The sequence below is a fragment of the Jannaschia seohaensis genome (genome assembly GCF_900116765.1).
GTDB lineage: Bacteria > Pseudomonadota > Alphaproteobacteria > Rhodobacterales > Rhodobacteraceae > Jannaschia > Jannaschia seohaensis.
In genome coordinates, this window is sequence record NZ_UETC01000002.1 from 122535 (window position 1) to 139265 (window position 16731).

The following is a 16731-nucleotide window of genomic DNA, read 5'->3' on the forward strand; positions in this document are numbered from 1 at the left end:
ATGGACCTGACCCGAACGCCGCCCGTCGTTACCTACGATGCCGCCGCCGCCCTGCTCGCCGCCGCGCTGGCCCATGCGCGGGCGAATGGCTGGACGGTCGCCGCCTGCGTGGTCGACACGGCGGGCGTCGTGGTCTCCGCCGGACGGCTCGACGGCGCCCCGCCTCCGGTGCTGGAGATGGCGACCGACAAGGCGGTGACCACGATCCTGGGCAAAACCACCAAACCTGGGCAAAACCACCAAAGCCTTCATGGGGCGGATGCAGGACCCGGCCCTGGCGGGCGGCCTCGCCAGCCGCACGAAGCTCCCGGCCTGGGAGGGCGGGCAGCCGATCCGCCTGAACGGCGCGCTCGTCGGCGGCATGGGCGTGTCGGGGGCGTCCGGGCATCAGGATTCGGATTGCGTGGCGGTCGCGCTCGCGACGCTGGGCTTCGACCCCGCCTGAGCGCGGCGCAGCGCTGAGTCCTCAGGCCTCCCCCCCTCAGGCCTCCCCGGTACCGCGGAAGCCTTGCGCCACGACGAATTTCTCCGAGCTGTCCGACCGGCTCGCCCCGGGCTTCACATTGGCGACCTTGGTGAAGCGGCGCTTCAACTCGGCCTGAAGCTCCCCTTCGGCGCCCCCGGCCAGAACCTTGGCCACGAAAGTGCCGCCGGGCGAGAGCACATCGAAGGCCAGCGCCGCCGCCGCCTCGCAGAGCGCGATGATCCGCAGGTGATCCGTCTGCTTGTGTCCCGAAGAGGCCGCCGCCATGTCGGACATGACCACATCCGCCGGGCCGCCCAGCCATGCCTTCACCTTGTCGTCGGCGCCGTCCTCCATGAAGTCGAGCACATGGATCTCGGCCCCCGCGACCGGATCGACCTCCTGCAGGTCGACGCCGATGATCTTGCCCTGGGGCTTACCCGGCCGCGACCCATCCGCGTTGATGCGCGGCACCGCCACCTGCAACCAGCCGCCGGGCGCGCAGCCCAGATCGACCACCCGCGCGCCAGGCACGAGAAAGTGGTATTTGTCGTCCAGTTCCATGATCTTGAACGCCGCCCGGCCGCGATAGCCCTCGGCCCGCGCGCGCTGGACATAGGGGTCATTGAGCTGCCGCTCCAGCCAGAGCTTGGAGCTGAGCTTGCGCCCGCGCGCGGTCTTGACCTTGACGGTGAGGTCACGACGGCCGCGGCCGGAGGTGTTCTTGGGAGCCTTCGCCATGATGAGCGAAATAATGCGCATCGCATCAAATCGGAAGCCTTCGACACGGCTCGGCTGCGCATATGCCCTATTTTCCGCAAGCGACGGGCGTATATGGGGGCCAGTTCAACTCTCCAGAGTCGCCTCATGGCCCAGCCTAGCCCATCCGCCCCCGCCCGACCCACGCCGATCGTTCCCAAGGATGCGCCCCCCTCGGAGCAAAGCGCATTCGCGCGCCCAGCCCCCGCAGCCTGCGGCCGCGTCTACGAGTAGGAGTAAACCTCCAGGCGAGCGCGGCTTCGGCGGCATGCGGCGCGTGCGCCCATTGCCGCCAGGCGCAGGGTCTCAGGTCGACCGGCGCGCCGCGCGAAGGGCCGCGAACGCGCCCAGCCCGGCAAGCAGCAAGGGCAACCCGGCCGGCAACGGAACCGCCGAGAGGTCGGCCGCCGCCGGGGTGATGGCATCGGCGGCCTCCTCAAAGCCGCTCGAGGATGGCGTGCAGTCGTCACAGGTCAATACGTCGATGCTTTCCGTCAGGAAACCTGCCCCCCGCCCCGGGGATCGAGACGAGGATATCGAAGTCGAACGGGGCCGTGAATGGCGCGCCGGGAATGTCGCTGATCGCGAAGACGCCTGCCGCCAAGCCGCCGACAAAGTTCGGCACGAGCATCCCTCCGACCGAGCTAGAAAGAAGCGACGCGCCGGAGAAATCTAATGTGTTCAGCGTGTTGCCCCAATCGAAGACGAGCTCGTTGAAGGAACTATTGACCGACGATATCGACGCCGCGATGCGAAGCAGGTCGTCGGCATCGTCGAATTGCGCTTCGATAGCGGAGAATGTCAGCGCAGACGCGGTCGAGGCAGACATGAGCCCCGCGACAGCCACAAGCGAGAGCCGCTTCATCATCGGACGTCGTTTCCTTATTCATAAACGGCAACGCATCTCGGTCCCGGTGTTCCCAGGGCGAGCAAGCCAGTGGAGCGAACACTGCCCTTCGCCCCATAATGTGATCAACCCTCAGAGCGGCCCGTCGTCCAGAACCCCATCCGCCGACATCTGCGCATAGAGCAACCCCTCGCGCAGGCCCCGATCCGCCACCGACAGCCGATCGGTCGGCCAGACGCGCAGCAGCGCCTGGAGGATCGCCGCCCCCGACATGATGAGCGCGTGGCGCCCACGCCCGATCCTCGGATCGTTCCGCCGCCCCTCGGGCCCCATGCTCAGATAGCTGCGGATCACGCGGTCGATCTGCTCGGTCGTCATGCGCAGCCCGTCGACCTTATTGCGGTCGTAGCGGCGCAGGTTGAGATGGGTCGCCGCGACCGTCGTGACGGTGCCCGAAGTGCCCACGATCTGAAACCCCGGATCACTGTCGCCCGCCGCGTCCGCATAGGGTGAGAACTCGGCCAGGCATTCCTCGAAATGCCACGACATCAACGCAAAGCGCGCGGCATCGTCGGTCACGTCGCGGAACTGGTCCTTGAGCGTCGCCACGCCCAGCGGGATCGAGATCCAGTCGACCACCTTGGCGCCGGGGAAGGGGTCGTTCTCTCCGGCCTGGAAACCGGTATGCAGCCGCATGATGGCCCGCGCCCGGTCGTGGCTGGGCACCCGGGTCAGGTCGATCCAGACCAGCTCGGTCGAGCCGCCGCCGATATCCACCACCAGGAGCTGCTCAGTCTTGCGCGAGACCAGCGGCGCGCAGGAGACGACGGCGAGGCGCGCCTCCTCCTCCGGCTTGATGATCTCCAGCGGAAGGCCGGTCTCCCGCTCGACCAGACGGATGAACTCTTCGGCGTTGGTGGCGCGGCGGCAGGCTTCGGTCGCGACGAGGCGCATGCGCTTGACGTCATGCGTCTCCAGCTTGCGCCGACAGATCTTGAGCGCGCCGATGGTGCGCGCCATCGAGGCGCGGCTGAGCCGGCCGGACTGCTCCAACCCGTTGCCCAGTTGCACCGACTTGGAAAAGCTGTCGACCACGTGCAGTTGCGCGCCTTTGGGCTGCGCGATCAGCATGCGACAGGAATTCGTGCCCAGATCGAGCGCGGCATAGAGCTCAGCCGGATCCGGGCGGTCATGGGTCGGCGAAATCGGGGCCGGACCCCGTAGATCGTGCCGTGGCGCGCGCGGGGCCCGGCTGATTTTCGCCGGGTCTTCCGGTGGCATCAGGGCCTCCGATCGTTTCGTTTTGTCTTATGTTATCCCGCGCGTCGGCCGCGCGGCAAGAAACTTCATCATGGACATGAAGAATTCGACGGCCCGCGCCCCTTCCGCCCCCTGCCCCGACCTGTCAATCAGACCGCGTGTCGTCATCGGACGAATGGAGGTCGGTCGGCGGCACACTTGAGCCCGCGCGCATCCGTAAGGGGCGAGTAAGCTCGTGCAGGGAAGGGTTGGCACATGGCGCAAATCACCGTCGTTTACTGGAGAGACATCCCCGCGCAGGTTCTGGCGGGCAAAGGCCGCCGCGCGGCCAAGGTTCAGTTGAGCCCCCGGTTCGAGCACGCCATCGACCGCGCCGCCATGCGGGCTGGCGCGGCCGAGACCGACGCCTATCTCGCCGACTGGCGCAAGGTGTCCGAAGGCGAGCGCGAGGGCACCGACGCGGAGGCCGCCGCCGCCCGCGCCGCCGAGTTGGAGGCCGAATGGATTCCCGAGAGACTGCGCGACGCGGCCTTGGCCGGTGGCATCGAGACGCGGGGCGCCGCCTGATGGCCGTGCTCGGCTTCGCGCGCCGCGCGCCCGCGCCCGCCCCGACCGACGCGACCCTGGCGCACTTCCTGCAAGGCGCCTCGATCGAGGTGATGCCCCGCACCGCCGAGAAGGTCGACGACTTCCGCACGATCCTGCCCCGCGGCACGCGCGTCTACATCGCCCATATCGACGGCACCCCGATCGAGGACATGGTCGCCACCGCCGCGCGCCTTCGGGCCGAGGGGATGAACCCGATGCCCCATTTCCCCGCCCGCATCATCCGCGACCGGACGACTCTGGCCGACTGGGTCGCCCGCTACCGCGGCGAGGCCGACGTGGACCAGGGCTTGATCCTGGCGGGCGGCGTGGCCGAGCCGGTGGGCGATTTCACGACCTCCATGCAGCTGCTGGAGTCGGGCGCCTTCGACGGCTTCCGCCGCTTGCACGTGGCGGGCCACCCCGAGGGCAATCGCGACATCGACCCCGATGGCAGCATGAAGAACGTCTCCGAGGCGCTTCTTTGGAAACAGAAATTCTCGGAGCGGACAGATGCGGAGATGGCAATCGCGACGCAGTTTTGCTTCGAGGCCGATCCCGTGATCGCCTGGGCCGAGGGCATCCGCGCCGCGGGCGTCCACCTGCCCATCCATATCGGCGTGGCGGGGCCGGCCAAGCTCCAGACGCTCATCAAATTCGCCATCGCCTGTGGCGTAGGCCCGTCCCTGCGCGTGCTGCAACGGCGGGCGGCGGATGTGACCAAGCTGCTTCTGCCCTTCGAGCCGACGGAGTTCCTCTCGGCCATCGCCGCCCACAAGGCCGCGAATCCCGACTTCCCGATCCACGCCGCCCACATTTTCCCGCTGGGCGGGATCAAGACCTCCGCCACCTGGCTCGACACCCACTCCAAGGATCAAGAATGACCCGTACCGTCCTGGAATCGAAGACGAAGACTGTTGTCATCGGCTTCGATGAACCGTTCTGCGTGATCGGCGAGCGGATCAACCCGACCGGCCGCAAGAAGCTCGCCGCCGAGTTGGAGCAAGGCGACTTCTCCACCGTCGAGAAGGACGCTCTGGAGCAGGTCGCCTGCGGCGCGATGGTGCTCGACGTCAATTCGGGGGCCGTCTTCACCAACAAGATGGCCGAGGATCCGCGCTACGCCGACAACAACTTCGTCGAGCCGCCCCTGATGAAGGCGCTGATCGAAAGGGTGCAGGCCATCGTCGACGTGCCGCTCTGCATCGACAGCTCCGTGCCCGGCGCGCTGGAGAACGGGCTGGAGGCGGCCGAGGGGCGGCCCCTGCTGAACTCCGTCACCGGCGAGGAGGAGCGGCTGGAACTCGTCCTGCCGCTGGTCAAGAAATACAACGTGCCGGTCGTGGCGATCTCCAACGACGACACCGGCATCAGCGAGGACCCGGAAGTCCGCTTCGCGGTCGCCAAGAAGATCGTGGAGCGCGCCGCCGATCACGGCATCCCCGCCCATGACATCGTCGTCGATCCGCTGGTCATGCCGATCGGCGCGATGGCCACGGCGGGGCAACAGGTCTTCACCCTGGTCCGCCGTCTGCGCGAGGAGCTGGGCGTCAACACCACCTGCGGGGCATCGAATGTCAGCTTTGGCCTGCCCAACCGGCACGGCGTCAACGCGGCCTTCCTGCCCATGGCCATCGGCGCGGGAATGACCAGCGCGATCATGAACCCGGTCCGCGCGCAGGAGATGGAGGCGATCCACGCCGCCAACATGCTGATGAACCACGACCCAAATGGCGGCGCCTGGATCGGCTTCACCCGCGTGCAGGAGGCGATGAAGGACGGGCTGACCTTCGCCGAGGCGGCGACGGCGGCCCGGGCCTCGGGCGCGCGCTCGGGCGGGCGGCGCGGCGGACGGCGGCGGGCGTGAGCCCGAGCATTAAGGGAAACTTAACACTGATGCTCCTAGTCTTGGCTCATGAGCTATGTCGGACATGTGGGCGCCACCGACGAGACGTGGCTCCGCGGGCATCTTCATGGGCCCGCGGCGCAGGTGGGAGGCGTGCTCTGCCTCACCGCCGCCGAGGTCGAGGAGAAGATCGGCCGCAAACAGCTGGAGCGGGAGGTGCGTCAACGCCGCTTCCGCATGGTGCAAGCGGGTCATCAGATCCTGATCGTCTGCTCTCCCGTGCCGGTGCGTTTGCTGGTCTGACCGGTCAGAGCAGCCGGGTCGCGCCATGACCGACCCGCTCGTCGTCTTCACGCCCTCGGGCAAGCGCGGGCGCGTGCCGGCGGGAACGTCTGTCCTGGACGCGGCGCGCCGCCTGGGCGTCGATCTCGATTCGGTCTGTGGCGGACGCGGGATCTGCTCCAAGTGCCAGGTCGCACCCGGCGAGGGCGCCTTTCCCAAACATGGGGTCACGGTCGCGCCAGACGCGCTGAGCGAATTCAACGCGGTTGAGCGCCGCTACGACGAAAAGCGCGGCCTCAAGCCCGGGCGGCGCCTGGGCTGCCAAGCCTGCATTCAGGGGGATGTCGTCATCGACGTGCCGCCCGAAAGCCAGGTGCATAAGCAGGTCGTGCGCAAGGCCGCCTCGGACCGCGCGATCACGCTGGACCCGGCGACACGGCTGCATTTCGTCACCGTGGAAGAGCCGGACATGGACGCGCCCTCCGGCGATCTGGAGCGGCTGCGCGCCGCGCTGAAGGCGCAATGGGATCTCGACGGCCTGTCGGTCCCCCTGCCCGTGCTGCAAGGGCTGCAACCGGCCCTACGAAAGGGCGGCTGGGAGGTGACGGTCGCGGTCAATCACGACACCGGTTCCATCGCCGCGATCTGGCCCGGGCTGCGCACCGCCGCGCCGCTGGGTCTGGCCGTCGACCTGGGCTCGACCACCATCGCCGCGCATCTCTGCGACTTGGGCACCGGCGCGGTGCTCGCCTCGGGCGGCATCATGAACCCGCAGATCCGCTTCGGCGAAGACCTGATGAGCCGGGTCAGCTACGCGATGATGAACGCGAATGGCGCCACCGAGATGACGGCCGCCGTGCGCACCGCCTTGGGCGCCTTGGCGGCCGAACTCGCCGCCGAGGCCGGAATCGCCCCCGCCGACATCGTCGAGACGGTGATCGTCTGCAATCCGGTCATGCACCACCTGCTGATCGGCGTGGACCCGGTCGAACTGGGTCAGGCGCCCTTCGCGCTGGCCACGTCCGACGCGCTGCCTTTGGAGGCAAGCGATCTGGGCCTCGACGCGCTGGCCCCCGGCGCGCGCGCCTATCTCCTGCCCTGCATCGCGGGCCATGTCGGCGCCGACGCCGCCGCCGTCGCCCTCTCCGAGGCGCCCGACCAAGCCGACGAGATGACCCTGATCGTCGATGTCGGCACCAATGCCGAAATCCTTTTGGGCAACCGCGACGGCCTGCTCGCCTGTTCGTCGCCGACCGGCCCCGCCTTCGAGGGCGCGCAGATCAGCAGCGGCCAGCGCGCCGCGCCCGGCGCCATCGAGCGGGTGGAGATCGACCCCGTCACCAAGACACCCCGCTTCCGCGTGATCGGCTCGGATATCTGGTCGGACGACCCGGCCTTCGACGCCGAGGTCACGGGCATCTGCGGCTCGGGCATCATCGAGGCGGTGGCCGAGATGCGGCTTGCGGGTCTGCTGGACGCGGGCGGCCTGATCGGCTCGGCCGAGCAGACCGGGACGGAGCGCTGCATCGCCGAGGGGCGCACCCATTCCTACCTGCTCTGGGAGGACGGGGACCGCCGCATCCTGGTCACGCAGGGCGATGTCCGGGCGATCCAGCTGGCGAAATCCGCGCTCTATGCGGGCGCGCGGCTGCTGATGGACGAGGCGGGGGTCGACAGCGTCGATCGCGTGACGCTGGCCGGGGCCTTCGGCGCGCATATCTCGCCCAAACACGCGATGGTGTTGGGCATGATCCCGGATGCGGACCTGACCAAGGTCGGCAGCGCGGGGAACGCGGCGGGGCATGGCGCGCGGATGGCGCTCTGCGACCGGGGGCTCAGGACGCGGATCGAGGGGCTGGTGCGGCGGATCCAAAAGGTCGAAACCGCCGTGGCCCCCCGCTTTCAGGAGCATTTCGTGGCCGCCAACGCCATCCCCCACGCGACCGCGCCCTTCCCGCATCTGGGGCCCCTGCCCCAGGTGAGCTTCAACCAGGCGAGCGGCGGACGGCGGCGGCGGCGCGGCTGAGGCCGGCTCACAGCCGGATCACGGGGCCGCCCGCGGCCTCCGCATCCGCCTCGTCATGGGTGACCAGCAGCACCGGGATGCCCGCCGCGCGGGCCCGGCCGAAGACGAGATCGCGGATCTGGCGGCGCAGGCCCGTGTCCAGCTTCGAGAAAGGCTCGTCGAGCAGCAGGGCGCGCGGCGCCGAGAGCAGCACGCGCATCAGCGCCACCCGCGCCGCCTGCCCGCCCGAAAGCGTGGCTGGGTCGCGGGGACCGAAGCCGCTGAGCGAAATGTCGGCGAGGGCGCGGTCGACAGCCGCGCGGCGCTCCGCCCGGGGGCTGCCGGGCGGCAAGCCGAAGGCCAGGTTCGCCGCCACGTCGAGATGCGGGAAGAGCAGCGGATCCTGATAGAGGATCCCTACCCGCCGCGCCTCGGGAGCAAGGCCGCCCAAGTCCCGCCCATCCAGCGTCACGCGCCCTTCGGCGTGAAAACCGGGGGCGAGATCGCCCATCACATAGGAAAGGAGCGTCGATTTGCCCGATCCGCTGGGCCCCATCAGCGTCACCACCGTGCCGGGGAGGACGGTCGCATCGACCTCCAAAAGGCGGCGTCGGCCCTGAAAGACACGGACCCGGTCCAGGCGCAGACCGTCAGCCATGACGCAACCCCCGCCGGTTCCGCCAGACCAGCGCCGGGACCAGAAGCGCCAGAGCGAAGGGCAGGAAGGCCGCCCCCGTCTGCCCAAGCCCCCAGACCCCGATGGCCCGCCGGTCGCCCCCTGCGGCGAGCGCCACCGCCTCGGTCGCCAGCGTCACCACGCGCCCGCCGCCCAGCAGCAAAGTCGGCAGGTATTGCCCGACGCTGACGGCCATGCCCACCGCCGCGGCCGTCAGGACGGGCGCCAGCAGCATCGGCAGCCGCAGCCGCCAGAGCACCGCGTCCGGCGACGCGCCCAGCCCCGCCCCCACTCGCGCCAAGCGCCCGTCCCAAGCCCGGAACGGGCCCGCGAGCGAGAGAAACACGTAAGGCAGCACGAAGACGACATGGCCCAGCGCCACCAGAGTCCAGCTCGGCCCCAGGCCAAACGCGGCCGCGGCGGTGACCAGCCCCGGCAGGAACGCGACCTGCGGGATCAGGAGCGGCAGGTAAAGCAGCCAGAGCGCCCGCTGACCCACGGTCAGGCCAAAGCGGTGCTCCGCCTCCAGGCATCCCACGACCAGCAGCAGCGACAGGGCGGTCGCGGCCGCGGCCAGGGTCAGCGTGTCGCCCGCGACCGACAGCATTTCCGGGCCGAAGCGCATCCAGCTGCGCGCCGTCAGGGCATCCGGCCCGAGTTCAGGAAAGCGCCAGCCCGCCGCCACCGACCAGAGCGCGAGCGCCGCGATCCCCAAAAGCACCGCCAGGGCCGAAACGACGCCCAAGACCAGCCCCGCGGCGCGGGCGGACCGCTCCGGCAGGCCGCGCCCCGCCCAGACCCAGGCACAGCCCAGCCGCGCCACGGCCCGCTCGCCCCCCCACCAGACCGCCAATGCGCCCAGCACCAGCGCGAACTGGATCGCCGCGCCCGCCGCGGCGACTGCCCGCTGCGACAGGTCCGGCTCGGCCATCCAGCGCGTGACCTGCACCGACAGCGTGGGCGGCACGTTCGGCCCGAGGATCAGCGCGACATCCACATTGGTCATCGCATAGACCAGCACCACCAGTACCGGCAGGCGCACCTGGGCATAGAGCGCGGGGAAGACCGTCTTGAGCCAGCCCGCGATGCGCCCCTGGCCGAGACTGCGCGCCACGGCCATGCGGCGCCGCTGGTCGGTCTGGCCGAGAGCCGCGAGCATCATCAGCAGCAGGAACGGCAGTTCTTTGGCGATCAGGCCCGCCGTCAGCGAAAGCCCCCAGGGGTCCTGGAGGATCAGCAGGTCCGGTGGCCTGTCCCACCCCAGGACCAGCGCCGGCACCCGTGCGATCCAACCCGACGGCGCGATCAGAAAGGCGAGGCCCAGCGCCGCCGCGGCATGGGGCACGGCGAGCAGCGGGGAGAGCATCCGTTCCAGCCAGACGAAGGCCCGCGTGCCCTGCCAGCCCGCCAGGATCAGCGTCGCCACCAGCAGCGCGCCCAGCGTCGAGAGCAGACCCGACGAGACCGAGACCGCCATCGCGCGCGTCAGGCCCGGCCAGTCCAGCACCGCGCGAAACGGCTCGGCCGAGAGCCCGGTCCCGACCGCCCCCAAGCCGATGGCCGGCAGCACCGTGCCCAGCAGGCCGACCGCGACCGGCAGCGAGAGGACCGCCGCCGTCAGCAGGGGAAGGGGACGCAGCATGGGCGTGGTCCTAACGGCGCGCGGGGGCCGGCGGGGTCAACCCCGCCCTACGAGGGACGCAGCGGCTGTCAGGTAGGGCGGGGATTCCCCCGCCATGCCCCCGCACGCCCACCCGCTGCTCAGTTCGCCACGCCGTAGCGCGCGACCCAGTCGGCGGCCAGCCGCTCGGCCCAGCTCGGATGCGGCTCCGGCAGGGCCTGGCCCAGCTCCTCGGGACTCAGGGTCGCCACGCCCAGATCGAGGGCCTCGAAGGCGGCGCGGTCGGCCGGATCCAGAGCGTCCATGTCCAGGACCGTGCCATAGCCCAGAACATCCGGCATCTGGGCGCGCAACTGCGCCTCGGGCGAGAGCAGCGTGTCGGCCACCACCATCGCGCCGGCCTTGGCGTTGGCGTTGAACGGGATCGCCACGAAGGAGGCGTTGCCGAGCGTCCCGTCCTCCAGCACGTAGGTGCGCGCCGTGGACGGTAGTTCGTAATTCGCGATGGCGGCGGTGGCCTCGCCGGGCGAAAAGCTGATGGCGATATCGACCTCGCCATCATTCATCAGCTGCAATTGCCGCGGACCCGTCTGCGGATAGGCGCGGCCCTGGCGCCAGAGCACCGGCGTCAGCGCATCCATGAAGTCCCAGAGCGGCGCGGAGATCTCGGCGTAATCCGCGCCCACCGGCCCTTGCAGGACGCCCGGATCCTCGACCAGTTCGATCAGCATCTGCTTGAGGAAGGTCGTGCCGAGGAAGTCGGGCGGCTGCGGAAAGGTGAAGCGGCCCGGATTGGCCTGGGCCCAGTCCAGCAGGGCCTCGGCCGAGGCGGGGGGCTCTTCCAGGCGCGCGCTGTCATGGATGAACACGACCTGCGCCATGGCCCAGGGGCTCTCGTAGCCGTCGGTGGGGATGGTGAAATCGGTGGTGACGGTCTTGCCCTCGACATCCACGAAGCGCCAGTTCGGCAGGTCCTCGGCGAAGGGGCCGAAGAGCAGCTCTTCGCGCTTCATCGATGCGAAATTGGCGCCGTTGATCCAGATAAGATCGACCGACCCGCCCTCGGTCTTGCCGGCCTGCCGCTCCGACAGGACCAGGCTGACCGCATCGGCGGTATCTGCCAGCTTCACATGCTCCAGCGTGACGCCCTGCTCGGCCACCTGCTCCCCGACCCAGGCGATGAAATCGTTGGTCGTGGTCGATCCGCCCCAGGCATGCCAGTAGACGGTCTGGCCCTCGGCCTCGGCCAGGACGGCCTCCCAGTTGGCGGGGTCCGGCTCGGCGAAAGCGGGGGTCGCGGCGAGGGCGGCGATCAGGGGCAGGCGCATGATGGCGTCTCCTAGTCGGTGAAGACCGCGCGGGCGGCAAGCACACGGGCGGTGGCGGTGAAGAAGCAGAGGGTGCCGAAGGTCCAGGCCAGCGGCGCGAACCACGTGGGCAGGAGGCAGAGCAGGACGAAGAACAGGATCGTCTCCGTCCCTTCCAAGAGGCCATTGGAATAGTAGAGCGATTTGGAGCCTTGGGCCGAGGTCTCCAGACCCCGCTTCTCGGCCATGGTGGCGTAGCCCAGGAAGGACGTGCCGTTGACGTAGAAGCTGAGCAGCAGGAACGCGGCGGGCAGCGCGTTGGCCGAGTCCAGGACGGCGAAGGCAAAGGGGATCGCGCCGTAGAACAGGAAGTCGGACCAGATATCGAGATAGCCGCCGAAATCGGTCTTGCGGGTGGCGCGGGCGATCGCCCCGTCCAGCCCATCGGCCAGGCGCGACGCCAAAAGCGGGATCAGCGCCCAGCCCGGCGCGCCCAGGGCGACGGTTGCGGCGGCGACGAGGCCAAGCGCCAGTCCCGTCAACGTCACCGCGTCGGCCGTCGCCCCCCGCGCCGCCAGGGCGCGGCCCAGCCGGTTGAGCGGCGGATCGATCAGACGGCGGGCGGTGGCGTCGAGCATAAGGCGGCTCCAACATCGTGACGGGTTCCCCCCTGCCCCAGGTCGAGCCGCCCGCGCAACCGCCCCCACGGGAACGTGACGGGTCAAGCGGGGAGCGGGCGCTCCGGGATGCGCGTCAGCGCCAGGGCCGAGATCAGGACCATCGCCGCCGACACGCCAAGCGACAGGCCCAGCCCGCCCAACTGAAAGCACAACCCCGACAGGACCGTGCCCATCAACCGCCCGGCGGCATTCGCCATGTAGTAGAACCCCACATCCATCGTCACCCGCTTCGCCCCCGCGAAGTGCAGGATGAGATAGGAATGCAGCGCCGAGTTCACCGCGAAGGCCAGCCCGAAGGCCATCAGCCCGACCAGCACCGGCCAGGCCTGCCCCGGTATGGCCGCATGCGCCGCCGCCGTGCCCGCGACCAGCGCGGCCAGGATCCCGGCCCAGGCCAGGGCCTTGCCGACCGAGCCCTTCCCCAGCAGACGCGGCGTCGACGCCTGCATCGCCCCATAGCCAATCACCCAGAGCGCCATGAAGCTGCCGGTGACGAGGAAGGCGGCGCGCTCCGCCCCGTCCTCGGCCAGAGTCGCCGACAGCCAGATCGGCAGAGCCACAACGAACCACACGTCGCGCGCGCCGAACAGGAAGGTGCGCGCCGCCGACAGCCAGTTGATCCGGGGATCGGAGGACAAAACCTCCCGGAACTTGGTGCCCTTGACGCCGCCCGACAGGCCCGCCGGCAAAAAGGCCAGCACCGCTATGAGCACCGCCATCAGCACGCCCGCCATCGTCCCAAGCGCCGCCTCAAAGCCCAGCCCGGCCAGGAGCCCCGCGCCCACGAAGAACCCCAGCCCCTTGATCGCGTTCTTGGAGCCGGTCAGTGCGGCCACCCATTTGAACAGGCCGCCCTCGGGCACCAGAAGCTTGACGGCGGATTTGGACGCGGTCTTGGCCAGATCCTTGGCCACGCCCGACGCGCCCTGCACCAGCATCACATAGAGAACCGACGTCCCCACCGCCCAGGCCGGGTCCAGCCGGGTCAGCGCCACCAGCGCCACCACCTGCAATCCCAGCCCGAGATGCAAAGTCAGCGCGAGCCCGAACCGCGCCGCGAGCCAGCCCGCGCTCAAGTTCGTCACGATGCCCGCGATCTCATAGAGGACGAACAGCCAGGCCAGTTGCAGGGGCGAAAAGCCCAGCGTGTAGAAATGCAGCAGCACCAGCATCCGCAGCGCGCCATCGGTCAGCATGAAGGCCCAATAGGCCCCCGTGACCGCCGCATATCCCTTCATCGAGGTCACGCGCTGTCCTTCTGCGCCAGCATCCGCACGATATCGGCCATCCGGACCGCATAGCCGAACTCGTTGTCATACCAGACATAGAGCTTGAGATGCGTGCCCTGGATCACGACGGTCGAGGGCGCGTCCACGATGGCGGAGCGCCGGTCGTTGAGGAAGTCGGACGAGACCAGCGGCCGGTCCTCGACACCCAGGATTCCTGCCATCTCGCCCGCCTCAGCCGCGCGGAAGGCGGCATGGACCTCGTCCACCGTGACCTCCCGCGCCATCTCGAAGGCGCAATCGGTCAGCGAGGCGTTCAGCAGCGGAACACGCACGGCATGGCCCATCAGGCGGCCCTCCAGATCGGGGAAGATCTGCATGATCGCCTTGGCGGAGCCTGTGGTCGTCGGGATCAGGTTGCTCAGAGCGGAGCGCGCGCGGCGCGGATCCTTATGGGGCCGGTCCACGATCGTCTGCGTATTGGTCACGTCGTGGATCGTCGTGAAGCTGCCATGGCGGATGCCGAACGCCGCCCGCAGGACCGCGACAACGGGCGCGAGGCAATTGGTCGTGCAAGAGGCCGCCGTCAGCAGCCGTTGCGAGCCGTCATAGAGCCCATGGTTCACGCCATAGACGAGGTTCAGCGCATCGCCATCCTTGACCGGCGCGCTGACGACGACGCGGGGGATGCCGGCGTCGAAATAGGGTTGCAGCCTGGCGCCGGTCTTGAACACGCCCGTGCAGTCCAAAACGGCGTCGACGCCCGCGAGGGGCAGATCCTCGATGCGGCGGTGGGCGGTCAGCGGCAGGCGGGTCTCTCCTGCGATCAGCGCGTCCCCCTCGGCCCGCACCGGACGGGTCCACCGGCCGTGGACGCTGTCGAACTCCAGCAGGAGCGCGTGCTGAGCGGCATCGCCCGCCGCATCGTTCACCCCCACGATCTCGACACCCTGCGGCCGGTCCAGCAGGTCGCGCAAAACCAGCTTTCCGATCCGGCCCAGCCCGTTGAGATACACTTTCATGCCGCACTCCCTCGCTCACGTCGGGGGCGCGCTAGCCGCGTCGTGTAACGGTTTTGCGACGCCACCCCGCCGCCCGACCCGGCCCAGCGGCACGAGGCGAGCCGTGTCCCTCTATCCGAACGCTTGCGCCAGCGCGAGGCCGCAGCCGTTGCTTGAATGTCGGACATTCGAACCGCGCTGGACTCCGCCAGGCTGCCTCAGATCCGCGACGGCAGGGTCATTTGTCAGACATTCGATGGCCCGCCCGATAGGTGCGAAACACGGACCGGTCGCGCAATAATCATATGCGAAATTAAATCAATGGACCCAAACCGAAGAAATTCGTCAATCCTACGTTATTTCAATATATTGGGGATAGCCCCTCATCTGACCCCACCCCCCTTTGCTCGTTGACCGGTGCGGGGCACAGCACCTCCACTCGGCATTAACGGGACATGCGACCGCGCTGCGACGGGTTTCGGCAAGGGGCCGGGCCGAGCGGGACGCATCGGGGGGCGATGAACATGACGCAAAGCGATACCATGCAGGCGGACACGGTGCTCAGGGGCGGCACCATCTGGTGCGGGCTGGGCCTGCCCCGGGTCGAGGCCGTCGCCATGGCCGATGGCGTGATCCTCGCCACCGGCACCGACGCGGAGATCGCCGCCCATATCGGCCCCGACACCCGTGTGATCGATCTGGAGGGCCGCCTCGCCACGCCCGGGCTCAACGACGCGCATATGCACCTCATCCCCTACGGCACCGCCATGGCCGAGGTCGATCTGCGCCCCACCACCGTCGCCACGCTCGACGGGCTGCTGGGCGCGCTCCGCGACCGGGCGGCGACGCTCGCGCCCGGCGAGTGGGTGATCGGGCGGGGCTACGACCATTTCCGTCTCGACACCGGCCGCCACCCCTACCGGGAAGAGCTGGACCAGGCCTGCCCCGACCATCCTGTCTACATCGTCCGAACCGACGGGCATCTGGCCGTCGCCAATTCCCGCGCGCTGGCCCTGGCCGGGATCGACGAGGACACGCCCTCGCCCCCCGGCGGGCTGATCGAGCGGCAGAACGGCAAGCTCACCGGCCTCGTGGCCGAGACCGGGCGCGAGCCGCTGATGAACGTCCTGCCCCGCGCCTCGGTCGAAGCCCTGGTCGAGAGCATCGAGCGCGGCGGCGCGGACCTGCTGTCCCGCGGGATCACCTCGGTCATGGAGGCCGCCGTCGGCATTCGCGACGGCTGGACCGAAATGGAAGCCTATCAGGAGGCCCATGCGACCGGCCGCCTGCCCGTCCGTGTCTACGCCACGCTGATGGGAGATAAGACCCGGTCGATCCTGCCCGAGTGCATGGCGGCGGGACATGTCTCGGGCACTGGCGACGACCGGCTGCGGATCGGGCCGGTGAAGATCTTCACCGACGGCTCGGCCGGGGGCCGGACAGCCGCCATGACGAAGCCCTATCTCGGCGGCGATCCGGACGATCTGGGCCTGCTCTGCCTCTCCGACGAGGAACTCGACCGGATGGTCATGGAGGGCCACGAAGCAGGCTACCGCTTCGCCATCCACGCCATCGGCGACGCGGCGATCGAGCAAGTGTTGAACGCCTACGAGAAGGCCCTCGCCACCCATCCCGACCCCGACCGCCGCCACCGGATCGAGCATTGCGGCTGGCTGCGCCCCGACCAGATGGCGCGGATGCAGGCGATGCATGTCCTGCCCGCGCCCCAGCCCGCCTTTCTATACTATTTCGGCGATCTCTACCTGACCCTGATCGAGCGCGAGCGCGTCACCGCCAGCCACCCGATGCGCACCTGGATCGATGCCGGGCTCAAGCCCTCCGCCTCGACCGACTGCCCGGTGGTGGAGATCGACCCCTTCGCCAATCTCTACACCATGGTCACGCGCAAGACCTCCCAGGGCACCGAACTCGGCCCCGAGCATTGTCTGACCATCGAGGAAGCGCTCGACGCCTACACCCACGCCTCCGCCTACGCGGCCCATGAAGAGCAAATCAAAGGACGGCTCGTGCCCGGCCAACTGGCCGACATCGCCGTCTTCGACACCAACCTCCTGACCTGCGCCCCCGAGGAGATCCTGACCGCGCGGTGCGACCTGACCGTGCTGGGCGGCGCGGTGGTCTACGAGCGGCAGGCCGCGCAATGACACGGCCT

General features: G+C 69.3%; 17 protein-coding genes and 1 pseudogene. 8 read left to right on the plus strand and 10 right to left on the minus strand.

What is annotated here, in order from left to right:
* Together DTQ71_RS24825 and DTQ71_RS24555 are read left to right on the plus strand one after the other, a co-directional pair.
* Window positions 1-198, plus strand: a pseudogene (locus DTQ71_RS24825) (heme-binding protein); the annotation flags it as partial.
* A 28-nt stretch (window positions 199-226) separates the two neighbouring features.
* Entirely contained in the window at window positions 227-445 is a 219-nt protein-coding gene (locus tag DTQ71_RS24555) for a heme-binding protein (protein ID WP_281271228.1), read from the plus strand.
* 36 nt (window positions 446-481) lie between these two features.
* Here the strand turns inward: DTQ71_RS24555 and DTQ71_RS05335 are convergent, their stop codons facing one another.
* From DTQ71_RS05335 to DTQ71_RS05345, 4 genes are all read right to left on the minus strand, one after another.
* Window positions 482-1204, minus strand: coding sequence for an RlmE family RNA methyltransferase (locus tag DTQ71_RS05335; RefSeq protein WP_109563749.1), 723 nt, complete (start codon window positions 1202-1204; stop codon window positions 482-484).
* A 324-nt stretch (window positions 1205-1528) separates the two neighbouring features.
* Complete coding sequence (locus DTQ71_RS24830; RefSeq protein WP_170125305.1) at window positions 1529-1699, minus strand: VPLPA-CTERM sorting domain-containing protein; 171 nt, start codon at window positions 1697-1699, stop codon at window positions 1529-1531.
* Complete coding sequence (locus DTQ71_RS23375) at window positions 1689-2090, minus strand: hypothetical protein (protein WP_170125306.1); 402 nt, start codon at window positions 2088-2090, stop codon at window positions 1689-1691. The genes DTQ71_RS24830 and DTQ71_RS23375 overlap by 11 nt, the downstream gene beginning before the upstream one ends.
* 111 nt (window positions 2091-2201) lie before the next feature.
* Window positions 2202-3350, minus strand: a complete 1149-nt coding sequence (locus tag DTQ71_RS05345) for a Ppx/GppA phosphatase family protein (protein WP_109563258.1) — start codon at window positions 3348-3350, stop codon at window positions 2202-2204.
* A 234-nt stretch (window positions 3351-3584) separates the two neighbouring features.
* On the opposite strand from DTQ71_RS05345, the gene DTQ71_RS05350 reads away from it, so the two are divergent.
* The 5 genes from DTQ71_RS05350 to DTQ71_RS05370 are packed head-to-tail and all read left to right on the plus strand — an operon-like array spanning window position 3585 to window position 8068.
* Window positions 3585-3896 (plus strand): virulence factor, encoded by a 312-nt coding sequence (locus DTQ71_RS05350; RefSeq protein ID WP_109563259.1) that lies wholly within the window; start codon window positions 3585-3587, stop codon window positions 3894-3896.
* On the plus strand, window positions 3896-4798 hold the full coding sequence (locus tag DTQ71_RS05355; RefSeq protein ID WP_109563260.1) for a methylenetetrahydrofolate reductase: 903 nt from the start codon (window positions 3896-3898) through the stop codon (window positions 4796-4798). Before DTQ71_RS05350 ends, DTQ71_RS05355 begins: the two co-directional genes overlap by 1 nt.
* Window positions 4795-5781, plus strand: a complete 987-nt coding sequence (locus tag DTQ71_RS05360; RefSeq protein WP_109563261.1) for a methyltetrahydrofolate cobalamin methyltransferase — start codon at window positions 4795-4797, stop codon at window positions 5779-5781. The genes DTQ71_RS05355 and DTQ71_RS05360 overlap by 4 nt, the downstream gene beginning before the upstream one ends.
* Window positions 5782-5829: 48 nt before the next feature.
* The gene (locus tag DTQ71_RS05365) at window positions 5830-6063 is read left to right on the plus strand and encodes a hypothetical protein (RefSeq protein ID WP_109563262.1); all 234 of its coding nucleotides are present in this window, start codon (window positions 5830-5832) and stop codon (window positions 6061-6063) included.
* 25 nt (window positions 6064-6088) lie between these two features.
* The gene (locus DTQ71_RS05370) at window positions 6089-8068 is read left to right on the plus strand and encodes an ASKHA domain-containing protein (protein ID WP_109563263.1); all 1980 of its coding nucleotides are present in this window, start codon (window positions 6089-6091) and stop codon (window positions 8066-8068) included.
* Between the two features lie 7 nt (window positions 8069-8075).
* Here DTQ71_RS05370 and DTQ71_RS05375 read toward each other — a convergent pair whose 3' ends face one another.
* From DTQ71_RS05375 to DTQ71_RS05400, 6 genes are all read right to left on the minus strand, one after another.
* The gene (locus tag DTQ71_RS05375; protein WP_109563264.1) at window positions 8076-8705 is read right to left on the minus strand and encodes an ATP-binding cassette domain-containing protein; all 630 of its coding nucleotides are present in this window, start codon (window positions 8703-8705) and stop codon (window positions 8076-8078) included.
* Complete coding sequence (locus DTQ71_RS05380; RefSeq protein ID WP_109563265.1) at window positions 8698-10365, minus strand: ABC transporter permease; 1668 nt, start codon at window positions 10363-10365, stop codon at window positions 8698-8700. Before DTQ71_RS05380 ends, DTQ71_RS05375 begins: the two co-directional genes overlap by 8 nt.
* Before the next feature lie 119 nt (window positions 10366-10484).
* Window positions 10485-11672 (minus strand): ABC transporter substrate-binding protein, encoded by a 1188-nt coding sequence (locus tag DTQ71_RS05385; protein ID WP_109563266.1) that lies wholly within the window; start codon window positions 11670-11672, stop codon window positions 10485-10487.
* Window positions 11673-11683: 11 nt separating this feature from the next.
* Entirely contained in the window at window positions 11684-12289 is a 606-nt protein-coding gene (locus tag DTQ71_RS05390) for a CDP-alcohol phosphatidyltransferase family protein (protein ID WP_109563267.1), read from the minus strand.
* Window positions 12290-12372: 83 nt separating this feature from the next.
* Window positions 12373-13569, minus strand: coding sequence for an organoarsenical effux MFS transporter ArsJ (gene arsJ / locus DTQ71_RS05395; protein ID WP_109563750.1), 1197 nt, complete (start codon window positions 13567-13569; stop codon window positions 12373-12375).
* A gap of 5 nt (window positions 13570-13574) precedes the next feature.
* On the minus strand, window positions 13575-14579 hold the full coding sequence (locus DTQ71_RS05400) for an ArsJ-associated glyceraldehyde-3-phosphate dehydrogenase (RefSeq protein WP_109563268.1): 1005 nt from the start codon (window positions 14577-14579) through the stop codon (window positions 13575-13577).
* A 503-nt stretch (window positions 14580-15082) separates the two neighbouring features.
* Between DTQ71_RS05400 and DTQ71_RS05405 the strand changes: the two genes are divergently transcribed.
* Window positions 15083-16723, plus strand: a complete 1641-nt coding sequence (locus DTQ71_RS05405; protein ID WP_245947265.1) for an amidohydrolase — start codon at window positions 15083-15085, stop codon at window positions 16721-16723.
* Window positions 16724-16731 lie beyond the last annotated feature (8 nt).

Bases quoted from the DNA above. Each gene is read 5' to 3' on its own strand.
- DTQ71_RS05405 (WP_245947265.1), top strand. From the start codon at position 15,083: ATGACGCAAAGCGATACCATGCAGGCGGACACGGTGCTCAGGGGCGGC.
- DTQ71_RS05380 (WP_109563265.1), bottom strand. From the start codon at position 10,365: ATGCTGCGTCCCCTTCCCCTGCTGACGGCGGCGGTCCTCTCGCTGCCG.
- DTQ71_RS05385 (WP_109563266.1), bottom strand. From the start codon at position 11,672: ATGCGCCTGCCCCTGATCGCCGCCCTCGCCGCGACCCCCGCTTTCGCC.
- DTQ71_RS05400 (WP_109563268.1), bottom strand. From the start codon at position 14,579: ATGAAAGTGTATCTCAACGGGCTGGGCCGGATCGGAAAGCTGGTTTTG.
- DTQ71_RS05350 (WP_109563259.1), top strand. From the start codon at position 3,585: ATGGCGCAAATCACCGTCGTTTACTGGAGAGACATCCCCGCGCAGGTT.
- DTQ71_RS05365 (WP_109563262.1), top strand. From the start codon at position 5,830: ATGAGCTATGTCGGACATGTGGGCGCCACCGACGAGACGTGGCTCCGC.
- DTQ71_RS05345 (WP_109563258.1), bottom strand. From the start codon at position 3,350: ATGCCACCGGAAGACCCGGCGAAAATCAGCCGGGCCCCGCGCGCGCCA.
- DTQ71_RS05390 (WP_109563267.1), bottom strand. From the start codon at position 12,289: ATGCTCGACGCCACCGCCCGCCGTCTGATCGATCCGCCGCTCAACCGG.
- DTQ71_RS05355 (WP_109563260.1), top strand. From the start codon at position 3,896: ATGGCCGTGCTCGGCTTCGCGCGCCGCGCGCCCGCGCCCGCCCCGACC.
- DTQ71_RS05360 (WP_109563261.1), top strand. From the start codon at position 4,795: ATGACCCGTACCGTCCTGGAATCGAAGACGAAGACTGTTGTCATCGGC.
- DTQ71_RS05370 (WP_109563263.1), top strand. From the start codon at position 6,089: ATGACCGACCCGCTCGTCGTCTTCACGCCCTCGGGCAAGCGCGGGCGC.
- DTQ71_RS05335 (WP_109563749.1), bottom strand. From the start codon at position 1,204: ATGGCGAAGGCTCCCAAGAACACCTCCGGCCGCGGCCGTCGTGACCTC.
- DTQ71_RS23375 (WP_170125306.1), bottom strand. From the start codon at position 2,090: ATGATGAAGCGGCTCTCGCTTGTGGCTGTCGCGGGGCTCATGTCTGCC.
- arsJ (WP_109563750.1), bottom strand. From the start codon at position 13,569: ATGAAGGGATATGCGGCGGTCACGGGGGCCTATTGGGCCTTCATGCTG.
- DTQ71_RS05375 (WP_109563264.1), bottom strand. From the start codon at position 8,705: ATGGCTGACGGTCTGCGCCTGGACCGGGTCCGTGTCTTTCAGGGCCGA.